This window comes from Nocardioidaceae bacterium SCSIO 66511 (genome assembly GCA_023100825.1).
GTDB lineage: Bacteria > Actinomycetota > Actinomycetes > Propionibacteriales > Nocardioidaceae > Solicola.
The window spans coordinates 838599-855000 of sequence record CP095846.1; the positions used below are offsets into that span (position 1 = coordinate 838599).

Annotated in this window: 15 protein-coding genes; 9 read left to right on the forward strand and 6 right to left on the reverse strand. The window is 67.0% G+C overall.

Translation table 11 applies throughout. From position 1 onward, the window contains the following. Nucleotides 1-14: 14 nt before the first annotated feature. From MU582_03895 to MU582_03910, 4 genes are read left to right on the forward strand one after another with little or no spacing between them, the layout of a single operon-like run. The gene (locus tag MU582_03895; GenBank protein UPK75793.1) at nucleotides 15-1223 is read left to right on the forward strand and encodes an ATP-grasp domain-containing protein; all 1209 of its coding nucleotides are present in this window, start codon (nucleotides 15-17) and stop codon (nucleotides 1221-1223) included. Then, nucleotides 1220-2668, forward strand: coding sequence for a lyase family protein (locus MU582_03900; GenBank protein UPK75794.1), 1449 nt, complete (start codon nucleotides 1220-1222; stop codon nucleotides 2666-2668). The genes MU582_03895 and MU582_03900 overlap by 4 nt, the downstream gene beginning before the upstream one ends. Beyond that, nucleotides 2665-3477 (forward strand): alpha/beta fold hydrolase, encoded by an 813-nt coding sequence (locus MU582_03905; protein ID UPK75795.1) that lies wholly within the window; start codon nucleotides 2665-2667, stop codon nucleotides 3475-3477. The genes MU582_03900 and MU582_03905 overlap by 4 nt, the downstream gene beginning before the upstream one ends. Then, nucleotides 3474-4307 (forward strand): sugar phosphate isomerase/epimerase, encoded by an 834-nt coding sequence (locus MU582_03910; GenBank protein ID UPK75796.1) that lies wholly within the window; start codon nucleotides 3474-3476, stop codon nucleotides 4305-4307. Before MU582_03905 ends, MU582_03910 begins: the two co-directional genes overlap by 4 nt. On the opposite strand, the gene MU582_03915 is transcribed toward MU582_03910, so the two are convergent. Both MU582_03915 and MU582_03920 read right to left on the reverse strand, forming a co-directional pair. Continuing rightward, a complete protein-coding gene (locus MU582_03915) occupies nucleotides 4294-5385 on the reverse strand; it encodes a winged helix DNA-binding domain-containing protein (protein UPK75797.1) in 1092 nt (363 codons plus the stop codon). The two genes, MU582_03910 and MU582_03915, sit on opposite strands and share 14 nt — an antisense overlap. 10 nt (nucleotides 5386-5395) lie before the next feature. Further along, nucleotides 5396-6193, reverse strand: a complete 798-nt coding sequence (locus MU582_03920) for an alpha/beta fold hydrolase (protein UPK75798.1) — start codon at nucleotides 6191-6193, stop codon at nucleotides 5396-5398. Between the two features lie 110 nt (nucleotides 6194-6303). Between MU582_03920 and MU582_03925 the strand changes: the two genes are divergently transcribed. Next, nucleotides 6304-7521, forward strand: coding sequence for a cytochrome P450 (locus MU582_03925; GenBank protein UPK75799.1), 1218 nt, complete (start codon nucleotides 6304-6306; stop codon nucleotides 7519-7521). A gap of 52 nt (nucleotides 7522-7573) precedes the next feature. On the opposite strand, the gene MU582_03930 is transcribed toward MU582_03925, so the two are convergent. Together MU582_03930 and MU582_03935 are read right to left on the reverse strand one after the other, a co-directional pair. Beyond that, nucleotides 7574-9433 carry a non-ribosomal peptide synthetase gene (locus tag MU582_03930; GenBank protein UPK75800.1) on the reverse strand — a complete coding sequence of 620 codons (1860 nt, stop codon included), beginning with the start codon at nucleotides 9431-9433 and terminating at the stop codon, nucleotides 7574-7576. After that, entirely contained in the window at nucleotides 9430-10044 is a 615-nt protein-coding gene (locus tag MU582_03935) for a winged helix-turn-helix domain-containing protein (GenBank protein ID UPK75801.1), read from the reverse strand. Before MU582_03935 ends, MU582_03930 begins: the two co-directional genes overlap by 4 nt. A gap of 623 nt (nucleotides 10045-10667) precedes the next feature. Here MU582_03935 and mtnC point away from each other — a divergent pair. Beyond that, on the forward strand, nucleotides 10668-11414 hold the full coding sequence (mtnC, locus tag MU582_03940; GenBank protein UPK75802.1) for an acireductone synthase: 747 nt from the start codon (nucleotides 10668-10670) through the stop codon (nucleotides 11412-11414). A gap of 87 nt (nucleotides 11415-11501) precedes the next feature. Next, nucleotides 11502-12104 carry a TetR family transcriptional regulator C-terminal domain-containing protein gene (locus MU582_03945; GenBank protein ID UPK75803.1) on the forward strand — a complete coding sequence of 201 codons (603 nt, stop codon included), beginning with the start codon at nucleotides 11502-11504 and terminating at the stop codon, nucleotides 12102-12104. A gap of 18 nt (nucleotides 12105-12122) precedes the next feature. On the opposite strand, the gene MU582_03950 is transcribed toward MU582_03945, so the two are convergent. Together MU582_03950 and MU582_03955 are read right to left on the reverse strand one after the other, a co-directional pair. After that, the gene (locus MU582_03950) at nucleotides 12123-12992 is read right to left on the reverse strand and encodes a 1,4-dihydroxy-2-naphthoate polyprenyltransferase (GenBank protein ID UPK75804.1); all 870 of its coding nucleotides are present in this window, start codon (nucleotides 12990-12992) and stop codon (nucleotides 12123-12125) included. 223 nt (nucleotides 12993-13215) lie between these two features. Then, nucleotides 13216-14283, reverse strand: coding sequence for a hypothetical protein (locus MU582_03955; protein ID UPK75805.1), 1068 nt, complete (start codon nucleotides 14281-14283; stop codon nucleotides 13216-13218). A 46-nt stretch (nucleotides 14284-14329) separates the two neighbouring features. On the opposite strand from MU582_03955, the gene MU582_03960 reads away from it, so the two are divergent. After that, nucleotides 14330-15373 (forward strand): AMP-binding protein, encoded by a 1044-nt coding sequence (locus MU582_03960; GenBank protein ID UPK75806.1) that lies wholly within the window; start codon nucleotides 14330-14332, stop codon nucleotides 15371-15373. 60 nt (nucleotides 15374-15433) lie between these two features. After that, complete coding sequence (locus tag MU582_03965) at nucleotides 15434-16369, forward strand: o-succinylbenzoate synthase (GenBank protein ID UPK77103.1); 936 nt, start codon at nucleotides 15434-15436, stop codon at nucleotides 16367-16369. The last annotated feature ends 33 nt before the right edge of the window (nucleotides 16370-16402 follow it).

Sequence of the window (16402 nt, forward strand, 5' to 3'; positions counted from 1 at the left end):
GAGAGGTAGGCTGTATGACGCATCGCGTGGCGGTGTTCGTCGAGAGCAATACGACGGGCCATGGTGCGGAGCTGCTCCACGTTACGCGGAGACTGGGACTCGACCCAGTGCTGCTCGCGCGGAACCCCGCGCGTTATCCGTTCGCGGTCGACAGCGCCCGCGTTCTGACGGCTGACACTGCAGATCCGGACGCGGTGCTTGCCAGATTGCGTGACCTACCCGGCCGGATCGTACTCGTCACCTCAGCGTCTGATCGCTTCGTCGAGACGGCGGCACGGGTCGCGGCGGCGTTGCAACTGCGGGGACCGAACGCCGAAGCCGTCGCCAGCTGTAACGACAAGGCGCGCCAACGCGAAGTCCTGGCCGCGGCGGGCGTTGCCGTGCCGCAATGGATGGTTGCTGGGGACGCACAGTCGGCCGGCACTTGCGCTGAGCAGATCGACCGACCGTTCGTCGTGAAGCCGGTGACCGGCAGCGGTTCGGTGGGTGTGCGGTTGTGTACGACCCCGGCTGAGGTCGCAGCGCACGCGGGCGCGTTGCTCGCCGGGTCGGTCGACGAGCGCGGCGAGGCGCTGCCCGGGGCGGTTCTCGTCGAGCAGGCCGTACCCGGTCGTGAACTCTCGGTGGAGATCCTCGGTGGCGAGGTGGTCGGTGTCACTGAGACGCGCCTCGGTTCGCCGCCGCATTTCATCGAGGTCGGGCACGAGCATCCGGCACGCCTGACGACCGATGATGCGGAACGAGTCACTGGTCTTGCCCTTGCCGCGGTCCGTGCGCTTGGTCTCTCGGACCAGAACGCACACGTCGAGGTGCGCTTCACCGACGACTCCGAATGGATCATCGAGGTCAACCCGCGCCTACCAGGTGGACTCATCACCAGGCTCGTGCGCGTCGCGACCGGCGTTGACATGCTTGCGGCGCATCTGCAGGCATTGCTGGGCGAGCAGCCTGTCTCCGCGCCTGGCCGGCGTCGGGGTGCGGCCATCGGATTCGCCATCAACCCGCCTCCTGGAACGCGCCCCGACCTAGGTGAGGTGAGGTCCCTTCCCGGAGTCGTGGAGGTCGCGTACGACCACTCCCGCGTCGGCAGTGCAGGGCACGGCGACTTCCGAGACCGAGTCGGCTGGGTGCTTGCCGAAGGCGCCGACTCAGAGGAGGCCGCCGAGCGGGTCGAGTCCGCGCTCGAATTGCTCATCGGTACCGCGGACAGGTGTCCCGCGTGACCGGGCGGCTGACCGCGACCCTCCTTCCGGAGGCGCAGGCGATCGTGCAACAGCCAGGCGTGGACAAGGCGTTAGCGGGTGAGCTGCGCACTGCCATGGACGTCGACCGAGCACACCTGATCATGCTCGTCGAACGCGGGATCGTCCCCGCTCCGGCCGGCTTGGCCGTGCTGGATGCCATCGACAAACTGGACGCAACCGACCTGACCGGCCTACGGGAACGTCCCGCGCCGCGCGGGTGGTATCTGATGTACGAGGCCTACCTCTGCGAGCAACTCGACCTCGAGGTGGCCGGCTGGCTGCCGACGGCGCGCTCGCGTAACGATCTGGCCGCGACACTCGCGGCGATGTCACTGCGGCGGGCGCTCGCCGACCTCGGCGCCAAGGTGGTGCGACTGCACCTCGCACTCCTGCGGCAAGCACGCACCCACCTGCACACGGTGATGCCTGGGTTCACGCACGGACAGCCTGCGCTGCCCGTCACGTACGCGCACTACCTCGCCGCTGTCGCCGGCGAGGTCGGACGCGCACTGCGGCATATGCTGACGGCGATCGAAGACCTCGACGAGTGTCCGCTCGGTGCGGGTGCCATGGGAGGCACTTCCATTCCGATCGACACGCGGCGCACTGCAGAACTGCTCGGCTTCACCCGTCCGGCGAGGAACTCGTTGGCCGCTGTTGCCTCACGCGACACGGCGCGTCGACTGTGCGCCGACGCCACCGGAATCGCCGATCTGCTCAGTCGGGTTGCCACGGACCTGCACGGGTGGGTCAGTCTGCCGGAGCCGCTGCTTCGATTGCCCGACTTCCTGGTCGGCCAGAGCTCGATGATGCCCCAGAAGCGCAACGCCTACATGCTCGAACACATCCAAGGACGCGCATCCGCTGCCCTCGGCGCCTTCACCGCGATGTCGGCCGGTACCCAGAAGGCGCCGTTCACCAACTCGATTGCGGTGCACACGGAAGCGACGCGCTACGTCGAGGAGGCTGTACGTGTCACGACCGAGACGGTCACCCTGTTGCGACTGGTTGTGTCGTATGCGATCCCCGATCGCGAGGCGATGCTCGCGCGGGCGGAGTCCGGCATGACCCAGGCGACGGAGATCGCCAACCGGCTGGCGTTCGTGGACGGTCGAGGTTTCCGCGCCGCCCACGAGATCGTCGGCGCGGCGGCGCGCCATGCGGTCCAGCGCGACATTTCGCTGCGCGAGGCCGTCAGGGCAGACACGGCGACCACGGTCGACGCGTTGGACGTGACCTCCGTAGCCGAAGCGAACTGCTACGGAGGTGGACCGGCACCGCAGACCGTTCAACAGGACCTCGCCGGCCTCACCAGCGCGCTGTTGGTCGCTCGGCGCGATCTGCGCGCGGCGAGCGCGAGGTGGGAGTCCACCCACGGTCGCATCGCGCGGGCGGTCGACGAACTGCGCCAGGAGTACGCATGACGATCAGTGACACAGCGGTGGATCGGTGGCTCACGTGCCCGTCACCTCGCCCGGCCGCGCGGGCACGGCTGTTCTGTCTCCCGCATGCAGGGGCAGGAGCCTCGGCGTACAACGGTTGGCCGGAGAAGCTCGCCGAACACACCGACGTCGAGGTGATCCCGGTACGCCCGCCCGGTCGCGAGTCGCGACTCGCGGAGTTGCCCCGTCTGGACCCTTCGGAGCTCACCGATGCGCTCGAGCGACGGCTCGACCGACCATATGCGCTCTTCGGGCACAGCGTCGGCGCTCGCCTCGCCTTCGAGGTCGTACGCGAGCTGCGTCGGCGCGGGCTGCCCGAGCCGGTGTTCTTGGGTGCCTCGGCATGTCCCGCCCCACAGCTTCCGGTCGAGTCACCGGAAGACTCGACCCTGTCCGACGATGCATTCCTCGATCGTGTCGCGAGCATCGGCGGCATGCCGGCGCATGTGCTGACCGACCCGGAGGTGCGGGAACTCGTGCTGCCTGCATTGCGAGCCGACTTCGACTACGTCGACACGTACCGCTACGAGCCCGAGTCCCCACTCCGCGTACTGCTGCACGCGTTCGGCGGCGATGACGACCCAGAGGCCCGGCCAGACCAGATCCAGGCATGGCAAAGCCAGACTGTCGGACCGTTTCGGTGCACGATCCTCCGCGGCGATCACTTCTTCGTCACGGAGCAGCGCGATGCGGTGATCCGCCAGGTCGCAGAATCACTGGAGTCCGCATTTGATGCCTCGCTCAGCATTGCCGGCGACGCCGACTCGACACTCGACGGCCATCGATCATGAGTACGCCGCCGGTGTGTCTTTGGGCAGGCACACTTGCCGACCATGACCTGATCACGAGGCTGCACGCGGCTGCGGAGGCGGAGTACGCGTCGCTGTCTGCGTCCCCGACCGAGTTGGTTGCGGCCGTGGCGGCCGACGACGGCCGCGCTGTGCAAGAGGTACTCGATGACACCGGTTTGACCCTCGCCTGCTTGGACCCTGTCGCCACCTGGGTTCCTGGTGCTGTCGCCGCCCATCCTGCGCACAATGCGCACGCGCGTGTAACCGTGCAGACGTGCCTGGAACTGGCTGAGCGGTTTGCCATCCCGTTACTGAACGCCGTTGACGTCACCTGGCGGCCGCTCGAGGCCGAAGCGCGGGACGGATTCGCCGAGCTTGCTGCCGCAGCCGCGAAGCGGGGTGTCAAGCTCGCGGTCGAACCCCAGGTCTACTCGGGGGTGCCTGACCTCGAAACCGGAGTGGATTTGTGCTCGCACGCGGGAATGGGCACCGCGCTACTCGTCGATCTGTGGCATCTGAATCGCATGGACTCGTCGGTCGATCTTGCGAGCCTGCCGATCGCAGCGCTCCAAGTCGCAGACGGTCCGCGCCGTGCCGCGTCCGATCTGGTCACCGAAAGCATTACGGCTCGTCTTACGCCGGGTTCAGGGGAGTTCGATCTCGCCGATCAGCTGCGCACGTTGGGGGTTCGCGCAGAGACCCCGATCGGACCGGAGCTGTTCGGTGCCAAGGTATCGGCCGACGATGCTGTAGCACACGTGGCCGGGGCACTGACGGCCACCTGCGGGATCATCGCCGATGCGGCACGCGAGCGGGTCAGTCCCAGGTGACCGCCGGTGCGTCGTCGCCGGTTGAGGCGGCGACGGCAGCGGCACGGTCCTCGGCCGCGTCCTTGTCTGTCGGGGTGAGCCGGTCGAACGGTTCGATCGTCACCTCGCTCGACGAGCTGCGGTAGCGCCATACGCCGGCGACCTCTCCGTTCACGAGGAGGGCGCCCGGTCCGGACAACGCCTTGAACACCTCCTTGCGACGCGTTGAGTCGGGCACGAGCAACGCACGGTCGACCTGGCGTAAGTACGGATCGTTCGGCGGCACCAGCGCGACTCCCTCCGGAGGTTCTGCCGTACGCAAGCCGTCGAGCAGAGACTCGGGAAGGTCACACCTCTTCGATCCGACCTTGACCTTGACGAGGTCGCTCTCGAACTCGTTCCAGACTCGGGTGATGCCAGTAGTACCGGCCTCCTGCCAGTCCCGGTAGAGCGTTTTGGTGATCGGGCCGTTGACCCTGAGGAACGTCTCGAGGAACGTCTTGCGTGGGTTCTCGGTACGTTGCTGCTTCACCTTCGGGCGCGGATAGAAGATCGTGGCGCGGTTTTCCGACGGACCGATGACGATCTGCGCCTGTCGTACGGCCGCCCGGAACAACCCGTCCGGCACGTGTACGGCATCGCATCGCTGGCAGTACGACGACAGGGACGGCGACACTTCGTCGGCGACCTGCCGGCTCGCGTCACCCTTGGGTGTCCTGCCTGTCACGATTTTCCCCAGTGCGGCGGCGACCTCATCGACCGCGTCGACGAACGCCGCGCCGCCGTCGTCGGACTCGAGCGGGGCGAGGGCGTCGCGCACCAGGTCGAGTTGGTCGGCGCTGTGTGCGTGCGGAGCCCCGCGTACGGACCACATGCACACTGCCGGGCCGGCGGGCGTGATCGCGTCCGCAATCGCCTTCTTGTCCACGCGCGCGGTGCGCTGGGAGAGTGCCTGCTCGCCGTTGGACTGACGGCTACCTTGCATTCCCAACAGGAGCAGATCCTCGAGCACGCCGTCTTCGGAGCGCCGACCCAGGCCATGCCCGTTCCATCGATAGCCGAGCCAACGGTCTCTGTCCACGGTGACGGTATTACTCATGCGGGCGAGCCTACGGGGAGTCGGACTGCGCGGCTTGTAGGACATCGCCGGCGATGCGCAGGATCTCATCGACGTAATCGACGAGGTAGAAATGGTCGCCGGGAAAAGTGCGCATCGTGAATCCGCCGGTTGTCACATCTGCCCACTCGTACATATCCGATGCCGGAGCGATCGAATCGGATTCGCCGGCCATGGCTATGACCGGGACATCGATACTGCCGCTGGCCGCAGGGTCGACGTAGGCGGCGCTGATGGTGAGATCGGCGCGGATGGCAGGGGTGAACAGATCGCGCAGTTCAGGAAGGTCGAGGACCTCGGCCTCGGTGCCGCCCCACTCGGCGAGTGCCTGCCACATCTGGTCATCGGGCAATTCATGCACGGTGCTTGTGACGGGCACAGTTGGGGCGACATGCGCGGACACGATGAGTCCACACAGCGTGGCTCCGGCGTCGATAATTCGTCGAGCGGTCTCGAACGCGACAGAGGCGCCCATGCTGTGGCCGAACAGAACGATCGGCGTATCGACGGCTTGCTCACCGACGTCCGCGAGGAGTTCCGTAGCGAGTGCGTCCCCGATCTGTCCGACGCTGTCCGCGAATGGTTCGGCGAGGCGTTCGTGGCGCCCTGGGTACTGCACGGACGACAGCGCGACACCGTCGGGGACCGCCGACGTCCAGGGTCGAAAGTACGTGGCGCTGCCGCCGGAGTGGGGACAGCAGACGATGCGTGGCGTACCCGGCGCGAGTCGATCGCCGTGCTGCCAGCGTCTCGTGGCCGGTGCGTTCGGAGCCGTGGCGCGGTGGATCACCCGTAGAGTCTCGGTGTTGTTGCGACGCCTGGTCGACCGACCTTGCACAGATCATTCACGGGTCATTCGTGGGACTCGTCGTCGCGCTTCTTAGCCGGGATCGTGGTGTGGTGATCACCGGACTCGACTTCGATCTCACCGACCCGCAGACCTTCCGCGCCGGGGAACACGGGCATCTCGTCGAACTATGGGAGCTGATGCGCACCCGCGGTCGAGTGTTCTGGCAGCCGTACGAGGACACGGGCTTCTGGTCGGTCATCTCGTACGCCGATATCTGCACGATCTACCGCGATCGGGAGAACTTCACGTCGGAGCGCGGAACTATTCTCGATACGCTACTTGCCGGCGGTGATCCCGCCGGCGGACGCATGCTCGCGGTGACCGATGGCGCACGACATCGAGCGCTGCGTAAGGCGATGAGCCGATTCTTCACGCCGCGGCATCTCGAGTCGGTCGAGCAGTCGATCGCGCGGCGTACGGCACGCGTCGTCGACGAGGCGGTGGAACAAGGCGCGGTCGACTTCGCAACGGATGTCTGCGAGCGTCTCCCGATCGAGGCCATCTGTGACCTGATGGAGGTGCCGGAGGCCGATCGTCCGCAGCTACTCACCTACACCAAAGCAGCGCTGTCGTCTGATGCAGAGGACAGCTCCGAACTTGACGCAATCAGTGCTCGGAGCGAGTTGTTGCTCTACCTTTCTGACTTGGTGGCCATGCGGCGGAGCGATCCGGGCGATGACATCGTCAGCGTGCTCACGAGCGCCGAGGTCGAGGGCGAGCCGTTGGACGACGACGATCTCGCGCTGAACTGCTACTCCCTGATCCTCGGCGGCGACGAGTCGACGCGCGTATCTGCCGGTACCGGCGCTCTCGCGTTCGCGCGGTGCCCGTCGCAATGGACAGCTCTACGGGAATCCCGCGACACGACGCGGGACCTGCTGCCTGCGGCTGTCGAGGAGGTGCTGCGCTGGAGTACGCCGTCGATGCATTTCGCTCGAACCGCGACTGCCGATGTGCGGATCGGCGGGCAAACCATTCGCCGCGGCGACGTCGTCGTTCTGTGGCTGAGCGCGGCCAACCTGGATCCGGAGCAGTTCGAACGGCCCGGACGGTTCGACATCGGCCGTCCGGCGCACGATCACCTGACCTTCGGGCAGGGCAGACACTATTGCCCAGGAGCGGTCATGGCTCGCATCGAATTGCGCTGCCTTTTCGACGCGCTTCGTAACCAGGTTGCCAGGATCGAGGAGACCGCCGAACCGAGGCAGGTCTACTCGAACTTTCTGTTCGGTCACAGCAGCCTGCCGTTTCGGCTGCACCGCGTCTGACTCGACGCACGGTGCCGCACAACTCGATTCGTTGTGCGGCGCCGGTGCGAGATCAGGCGCGGCGGTCGGCCAACGCGGTCAGACCTGCCGGAGTCGCCGCCTCGAAGGCGTCGCGCAGTGGCAGCCGTACTCCTGCTCGTTTGGTGAGCATGCTGATCAGTCGGGTGAACTTGATCGAGTCCCCGCCCAGGCTGAAGAAGTCGTCGTCGGATCCGACCGCGTCGACTGCTGGCAGGTTCGAGACGAACAGCTCACGTACGATGCCTTCGAGGTCGCCGGAAACGTCACTCGACAGCAGCGAGTGGTCACTCGGCTCGGCCGACCCGGACGGGTCGTCACGCCCGAGGGAGTCCCCCGAGACGGGGAGCCGGGACCGGTCGATCTTGCCGTGCGCATTGGCTGGCATCTTGTCGAGCACGATCAGTCGGGCCGGCAGCATGTAGCGAGGGAGCTTGTCGGAAAGGTCGTGCTGCACGTCCTCGAGATGGGCGCCCGCGGCTAGCGTCACCCAGGCGATGATGCTGTCGCTCCCCGGCTCGAGCTGGCGTACCCCGACGGCCGCAGTGGACACTGCCGGGTGTGCGGCGAGCGTCGCTTCGATTTCTCCTAGCTCGATCCGGAAGCCGCGTAGCTTGACCTGGGCGTCGCTCCGTCCGACGAACTCGAAATGCCCATCCGGGCGATGTAAACCCAGGTCGCCCGTGAGGTAGACCCGCTCGCCGGGATTCCCGTTCGGGTCTGGGCGGAATCGCGCAGCAGTCTGCCGCGGCCGGCCGAGGTATGCGCGCGCGATGCCGTGGCCGCCGACCCTGATCTGGCCGACCTGGCTGCTGTCGACGGCGGTGAGGTCGTCGTTCACGATGTCGACGCGGGTGTCCTCGAAGGCGGTGCCGATGTCGGCGCGGTGCCCGGCATGCAGGGGATCGCTCAGAGTTGCGCCGACGGTCGTCTCGGTCGGCCCGTACCCGTTGATGAGGGTACGCCCGGGCGCCCACGCGTCGACGATTCCCTGCGTGCAAGTGTCGCCCGTCGAGACGACGGTTCCGCCACGGAGCACATCGCCCGATGGGTCCAAAGCGCCGAGTGCGACAGGCGGCAGAGTCGCGTGGGTGATGCGGCGATCAGTGAGTGTGTTTGCGAGCGGCTCGCCGGGAAGCAGCTCTTCGGACGTGGTGAGGTGCAGCGTTGCACCGTGCAACAACGCCAGCGTGATGTCCCAGAACGCGGCGTCGAAGCTGGGTGACGCCCACTGCAGCACTTGGTCGCCTTCGCCGGTGCCGATCCTGCGAGCCTGAGTCGAGCTGAGCCGGTCCATCCCGTCGTGCGTGATCGCCACGCCTTTTGGCTGACCGGTCGAGCCAGAGGTGTAGATCAGGTACGCGAGGTTGTCCGGACACAGCGATGAGAGTCGTTCGGTGTCGGCGACAACGTGGTCGGGCACGCCAGGCGCGCTCGCTTCGGCGATCGCCATGTGGTCGATGTCGACCGGCCAGGGCGGCCGACCCGTGTGCAGCAGGAGTTCCGGACCGGCGTCGGCGATCGTGAACGCGACTCGCTCGGCCGGGTAGGACGGGTCGAGAGGCAGGTACGCCGCGCCCGATTGCAGGACCCCGAGCAGTCCGACCAGCCAGTCGCTCGAGTCACGGTCTGCGATGAGCGCGACGATCGATTCCGGTCCGACTCCGCGCTTGATCAAGCGTCGTGCCACGCGACGCGACGCCCGTGCGAGCTGTCGGTACGTCAGTGCGCGGTCCGGTGCCACGACCGCGGGAGCGCTAGCGTGCCGAGCAACGGTCTCCTCGAAGAGGGTGACAGCGGTCGTTACGCGCATTTCGGTCGCGATCGGGCACTCTGTATGGCCTGCTGTGCCGGGTCCGGCGGCAGGTATGACGAGCTCTCCGGGCGTGGTCATGCCGGTTCCAGCAGGTAGCCGCGACCCCACACGGTGACGATGGCGAGTCTGACGGGCTTGATGCGCCGCCGCAGACGCAGGATGCGTAAGTCGAGTGCGTTGCGGTGGTCATCGCACTCCTCGCCCCAGGCGCGCTCGATGAGCTGATCGCGTGAGGCGACTCGTTGGAAGTTGTCGACGAGTACGTGCATGATCGCTGCCTCGGTATCGGCCAGTGGCAATCGTGCCGCGTTCGTACACAGGACATTGTCTGGACTTATCGCCGGAATCTGCTCGTTCCGGGCCCGTTGAATCAGGCTTTCGACTCGGGCATCTACGTCGCTTTGTTTCAGTGGCGGTCGCACCCAATCCTCTAGCGGATCGGTACATTCCGGTGCTTCTGCGTTGGATTCCGCGACCCACAGCACAGGAGTGCGGTTGCTCAGGAAGCGATCGCGTTCGCAATATTGCAGCGGCCAGCGTAAGAACTGGATGTCGTCGCGCGGGAGACGTCGCCGTCGGCTCTCTGGGGCATCGGCGGATAAGGTCTGCCCGGCGGCGTCCGTTGCCGGACGCGAGGTTAAGGGGTTCGTACGGTTCATTGCGCTCAACGGCGCGTCGGTGATCCTCAAGGTTGAATTCTCCCTCGGCATGCGTACCCGGCGGTCGTGCCCCGAGGTTGTGTCGCCGGTACTCGAATTGTTGCCGATTGAGCGAGGATCAAAACATGTTTCTCGTAGGTTGCAAAACGCCGGTCGGCGCGCTAAACGTGGGCGTTATAACGTAGCGTGATGGCGCGTAGAAGGAGTCTTTCTCGCATCTGTTGCCGGAGCCGACTGCCAGCCTAATATCGCAACTCGACGTACGGAGTGTTAACAGCTGTGGCGCCTGTGGCATACGTTCGGCCAACCCGACGACGCGAGTGCACATTCGTGTCGGGTATTACGTTGAACCGCTCATCCATTGGAAGTCCGAGTGTGTCGACGGCAGGCGATCGCCGGCTGCGTCCAACCACCCGCGGATGACCTCGCCGTGGCGTCGTGTTGCCGAAAGATTCACGACAGGCAGCCGCATGGGCACCGCGCTACATGGTCAATTCGGGTCGTCATGGTGTGCCCGGGTGTCGTCCCCGGCGATTCGGGGCAAGCCGACTTCGGAGTAACGACGATGGCACGCGTACTGGACGGGAGCCACGCATGGCAGTGAACGACGCGTCGACGTCACCGAATCCTTGTACCGTCGCCACGCAAGTCCGATGCGACACGTGACGGGTTCGAACGGTCGCCAACTCGTCGCGGCGGCCGGTGTGGTCCTCGATATCGCAGGCACGATGAGTCCGAGCGCGGAGTTCACCAGGGGCCCGTACTCGTACGCGCGGACTCGCCTCATCAACACCGTGGTTCGACCCGAGGCCGAGCTTCGCGAGGTGGTAGCCGATGTCGTCGCCGACGTACGCCGCGTGGTCGGTCGGTCCGAGGCCGACGTGCACGAGGTTGCGCAGGTACTCGAGAGGTGGAGCGACGAAGGCCGAGCGGTGGCACCGCTGAGTACCCTGCAGAATGCGATCTGCCGACGAGGCTTCGTCTCCGGCGAATTGCGGGGGAGCGTGTTCCCCGACGTCCACGGGACACTCGTCCGCTGGCAAGCGGCCGGTGTCCCGCTGTATGTCTACTCGTCCTGGGCGGCGCCGGTCCAGCAGCAGTGGTTCTCCTACAGCGACGAAGCCGGCGTAGCGTCCCTGTTCAGTGGCCACTTCGATAGCCGGACCACCGGCGTGAAGACTCAACCCGCCGCCTATACGCGCATAGCAGGCGTGCTCAACTCACCTCCAGAGAACCTGGTGTTCCTCTCGGCCGCTCGTGGCGCGTTGGACGCCGCGAGTACGGCGGGCTGGTCAACCGTCGGGGTTCGTCGCCCGGGCGAAGCTCAGGACGATCTCGGTGACCATCCAGGTGTCACCAGCTTCGACGAACTCGATCTCTCGGTCGCACCCTCCTACTGACGAGCCGGCGGTACGCTCTGACTCGCGCAACGGTGGCAACCCGCATAGGCTGGTGAACCCGGGAATCGGTTTCTTGTGGGGTGGACGTTGGGGCGCATCTCGTCCGAGGATCGTCGTGACCAGCTCGTCGAGGCTGCGATCCGGGTCGCCACCCGCGAAGGTGTCGGCGCCGTGACCACCCGCACCGTCGCCGCCGAGGCGGATGCGACCCCGGGAATCGTGCACTACGTGTACCGGTCGATGACAGAGCTGCTCGGCGACATGATCAAGGCGATCGCCGACGAACAGGTCCAGCGCGTCACGTCGGTGCAGATCGAGGGTACGAACGTACGGGAATGTCTCGAGCGGGCGTTCGAAGCGTTGTGGACGACCCTCGAGTCGGAGCCCGACGTGCACCTGCTCACGTACGAGGTGACCGACCACGCGTTGCGTCATCCCGAGCTCGCAGAGCTGGCCGACTGGCAGTACCAGTGCTACTTCGACGCGGCCACGGCGGCGCTCGGTGCGGTCGCGAAGGCGGCGGACATCGAATGGAGTGTGCCGGTGCGCTCACTCGCCCGCCTGATCGTCGCCGTCAACGACGGCATCAGCCTTGCCTGGTTGGTCGACCGCGACACTGACCGGGCGCGCGAGACGTACGGCCACGTCATCGATCATCTCGTAGAGGTGGCACGGCCGGTCGGGCGTTGAGTCGTACGCTGCGCCGACTCAGCCCAGTGCCAGCCCGATACCCAGCCCGAAGCCGTACGCGAGGGTGGTGAGTCCGGTGTTCTGCAGCACCGGGATCAGCGCCATGCCTGTCGCCCCGCGTACGACCGGCAGCACAGCGCGTACGCCCGGCAGGAGCGCGACGAGTGCGAGCAGCACCCACGGGGTGGCGACGACGAGTACGCCGATCACAACCAGTGCGACGATCTGGAGCGCGACGAACAGGATCCGGGTGCCGCGGTCGCCGAGCACTACGGCGAGGGTGAGCTTGTCAGACTCCCGGTCGGTCGGAATGTCGCGCAGGTTGTTCGCGACCAGGATCGCGCAGATCAGCACCCCGAGACCGACGGCCGCTGCGACCGACGGCCAGGTGATGTCTTCGACCTGGACGTACGTCGTGCCGACTCCGGCGACCAGGCCGAAGAAGACGAACACGCTGACCTCGCCGAGGGCGCGGTAGCCGTACGGTGTCGAACCGCCCGTGTAGAACCACGCGGCAGCGATGGCGGCGGCGCCGATCAGCAGTAGCCACCAGGTCGTCACGGCTGCGAGCACTAGGCCGGCAACGGCTGCGACGGCGAAGCAGGTGAACGCGGCCGTCTTCACCGAGCTCGCTGTCGCGACGCCGGAGCCCACGAGGCGAAGCGGGCCGACCCGCTCGTCGTCGGTGCCGCGCACTCCGTCGGAGTAGTCGTTTGCGTAGTTGACGCCGATCTGCAGGATCAGCGCGAGCACAAGGCAGAGCACGGCGCGCCACCACACGACGGAGTCCGCGTACGCGGCAGCGCCCGTGCCGGCGATGACCGGGGAGATGGCGGCCGGAAGCGTACGCGGGCGAGCGCCCTCGATCCATTGCGATGCGGTTGCCACGAGCGGCAATTCTGGCAGCACCGGTCGACGCGGCCGACGCCGGGACCGGTCGGTCAGGATGCCGGTGCGCAGGCTAGTGCCCTGCGTTTGAAGTACCTTGACGTCTTTCGCCGCCCAGGCGGCGCCCCGCGGCGTCCTCGTCGTCGGAAATAGGACCGACTATGCCCGTCCTCCTCGTCCTTGCGGATGCATCCACCTGGACGACGCCTTCCGTAAATCCACTTCAAACGCAGGACACTAGGAACGGTGCGTCGCGGTTGAGGATCATCTGCAACACCACAGCGGGCGACTCGGCCGGCTCGATAGCGATCGACTGCACGGAGCCGTCGACCGTGACGTCGCCGACAGTGAAGTAGTCGGCGAACGGCTGGTTCGACACCGGCGACCTACCGTCCTCGAGCAGTTCGCGGCGATGGTCGGCATCGGACTCCGCGGTTTCGTCATCGCCGAAGCGAAGCCGAGCGAGCGCTGCCGGATCGCCGTCGCGTGGTCCGATGGTGACAGCCGCCGCAGTCGGCGACTCGAGATCCTCGTACGGCTCCATTGCCTGTGCCGCCGTCTCCGGGTCTGCGTGACTATGACCGCCGAATGCGGCCATCGGGTCGCAGCTCTCCTCGCCCGACTGAGCGTAGACATACTCGGCGTCGATCTCGTCGCCGTCGACGAGACCGTCGAACGTACCGGCATCGGCGAGCGTCTCGTGTTCGTCGGTGTACTCGGTCAGACCTTCCTCGTCTCGTGCCGACACGACGAGCCGCTCGTCGGGTTGTACGAGGATGGCGGTGCCGAGATCGAGATAGAGAGCGGCCTCATCGGGTTCGAAGTCGTTGACGTCGGCGGTGAGCAACGTGCCGTCGTCGGCGGCTTTCGACGCGTATCCCGCCTTCTCCAATTCGCCGATCGTCGCCTCGAGGTCGACGTCGTCCGAGACGGCTCGAATCGTCAGCGGCGAGTCGTCGTACGTCATCGCTTCCCACTCGATGTCGGCTGCACGCAAGGGCGAACCGTCCACCGCGAGGTACTGCACCAGCGAGGACACGCCCCACTGCGCGTCGGAGGCGCCGTTGATGTACTTCTCGGCATCGGCTTCGCCGTCGAGGTTCAGCCGCTTCTCGGTCGCAGCAACGTTGTGGAACTCGAAGCTCCCTGCGGAGGCTGGAAGCAGGGCGAGCGCATTCGCGTACGCTGCTGGCGGATTTGCGTCGTCGGCGGTGTCCGACCCGTCGTCGGAGCATCCAGCGACGAGCAGGGCGGCGCCGACCGCGGCGGCGAGCGGAAGTGCGGGGTTCATGGTGCGGTGAGCGTACCGAGGTCTGAGACCTCATACTCTTGCCGGGATGACCGAACCGAGCCTGCGCCCGTTGACGGGTACGCCACGCGAGCTGATCGGACTGCTCCGCGATTGGCTCGAAGGTCCCGAGCCGGCCGAGCCCGTCATCGTGTCGACCTCGGGTTCCACGGGGCAGCCGAAGAACGTGGCGCTCTCCCGTGCCGCCGTCGTCGCATCCGCACGCGCGACGGACGACCGGTTGGCCGGCCCCGGGCAGTGGCTGCTCGACCTGCCGGCCACGTACGTCGCCGGGCTGCAGGTGGTCGTACGCTCGCTTCTCGCCGGGTACGAACCCGTCGTCGCGGCCGAACATCCGACCTTTGCGGATGCGGTTGCTGCGCTGTCGGCCGAGGTGCGCTATCTGTCTCTCGTACCCACGCAGTTGCACCGTCTGGCGACGTCGGGAGAGCTGAGACTGCTTCGAGGGTTCGACGCGGTGCTGCTCGGTGGCTCGGCCGCGTCTCCCGCGCTGCTGACCGAGGCTCGGTCGGCGGGTGTACGCGTCGTTCGCACGTACGGGATGAGCGAGACGAGCGGCGGCTGCGTGTACGACGGTAAGCCGCTCGACGGCGTCACGGTCCGGATCGGCGACGATCGACGTGTGTACCTTGCCGGCCCGATGCGCTTCGACGGTTACGTCGATGACCCGGCGGCAACGGATGCCGTTCTCGATGGCGGCTGGTTCGCGACCTCCGACCTGGGTGAGGTCGACGCCGACGGCACGTTGCGCATCATCGGCCGAATCGACGACGTGGTTGTCAGCGGCGGCGTCAACGTACCGCTGCCGGCAGTCACCGAGGCGGTGCGTGCGTATCCGTCGGTTGTCGACGCGGCCGTCGTCGGCGTCGACGACGACGAGTGGGGTACGCGGGTCGTTGCGTGCGTCGTCGCTGCCGACGCGATCGACCTGGCGTCCGTACGCGATGCCGTGCAGTCGGCCGGTCTCCCACGTACCTGGGCGCCGCGCCAGCTGGTCGTACTCGACTCGATGCCGCTACTGGCCAACGGGAAGGTCGATCGGCTGGCGTTGCGAGCTGTCGCGAACCAGTGATGTCCGCCGCCGGCCCAGCCGACTCAGCGGCTGGTGGCGCGTACGCTGCGCTGCGTGGACATGTTCACGTACTCGATCCCCATGCGCACGCGGTTCCGCGGCATCACGAACCGCGACGGCATGTTGCTGCGCGGCGAGGCGGGCTGGGCGGAGTTCAGCCCGTTCTGGGACTACGACGCGTCGCAGTCTCGGCCGTGGCTCGACGCCGCACTCGACTCGGCGGCGCATCCGTGGCCGGAGCCGGTACGTGACCGAGTAGCGGTCAACTGCACGGTTCCCGCGGTCGATGCCGACCGCGCGCGGGCGATCGCCGGAGGCGACCACGGCTGTCGTACCGCGAAGGTGAAGGTCGCCGAGCCGGGCCAGACGCTCTCCGACGACATCGCCCGTGTCGAGGCCGTACGCGACGCGCTGGGTCCGGACGCACGAATCCGAGTGGATGCCAACGGCGCTTGGGATGTCGACGATGCAGTCATCGCGATCCGCGCGCTCGACCGGGCCGCCGCAGGGCTCGAGTACGTCGAGCAGCCGACTGCCGCGGTGGAAGACCTCGCTGCCGTACGCAAGCGGGTCGATGTGCCGATCGCGGCCGACGAGTCGATCCGGCGCGCGAGCGATCCGATGCGGGTGAAGCAGCTCGGCGCTGCAGACGTGGCGGTGCTCAAAGTCCAGCCACTAGGGGGAGCGCGCGCCTGCCTGCGCATCGCCAACGACATCGGCCTGCCCGTCGTCGTCTCCAGTGCGCTCGAGACGTCGATCGGCATCGCTGCCGGAGTCGCCCTCGCCGCAGCGCTTCCGGAACTGCCGTACGCATGCGGCCTCGCCACCACCAGGCTGCTGACGGCCGACGTCGTCGATGACCCACTCACGCCGATCGACGGTGCCTTGCCGGTCGTACGCCCCGAGCCGAAGCCAGACCTCGCCGACGTACGCGCCGATGACGAGACGGCCAAGCGTTGGGCCGCGCGCCTCGCAGACGTAGGGGCCCGCCGCTGACGCGACGGGCCCCTCGATTCGGTCTACGACCGG

Coding starts and splice junctions, on each gene's coding strand:
- MU582_03895 (UPK75793.1), top strand. CDS start 15: ATGACGCATCGCGTGGCGGTGTTCGTCGAGAGCAATACGACGGGCCAT.
- MU582_03905 (UPK75795.1), top strand. CDS start 2,665: ATGACGATCAGTGACACAGCGGTGGATCGGTGGCTCACGTGCCCGTCA.
- MU582_03910 (UPK75796.1), top strand. CDS start 3,474: ATGAGTACGCCGCCGGTGTGTCTTTGGGCAGGCACACTTGCCGACCAT.
- MU582_03915 (UPK75797.1), bottom strand. CDS start 5,385: ATGAGTAATACCGTCACCGTGGACAGAGACCGTTGGCTCGGCTATCGA.
- MU582_03930 (UPK75800.1), bottom strand. CDS start 9,433: ATGACCACGCCCGGAGAGCTCGTCATACCTGCCGCCGGACCCGGCACA.
- mtnC (UPK75802.1), top strand. CDS start 10,668: ATGCGACACGTGACGGGTTCGAACGGTCGCCAACTCGTCGCGGCGGCC.
- MU582_03955 (UPK75805.1), bottom strand. CDS start 14,283: ATGAACCCCGCACTTCCGCTCGCCGCCGCGGTCGGCGCCGCCCTGCTC.
- MU582_03960 (UPK75806.1), top strand. CDS start 14,330: ATGACCGAACCGAGCCTGCGCCCGTTGACGGGTACGCCACGCGAGCTG.
- MU582_03965 (UPK77103.1), top strand. CDS start 15,434: ATGTTCACGTACTCGATCCCCATGCGCACGCGGTTCCGCGGCATCACG.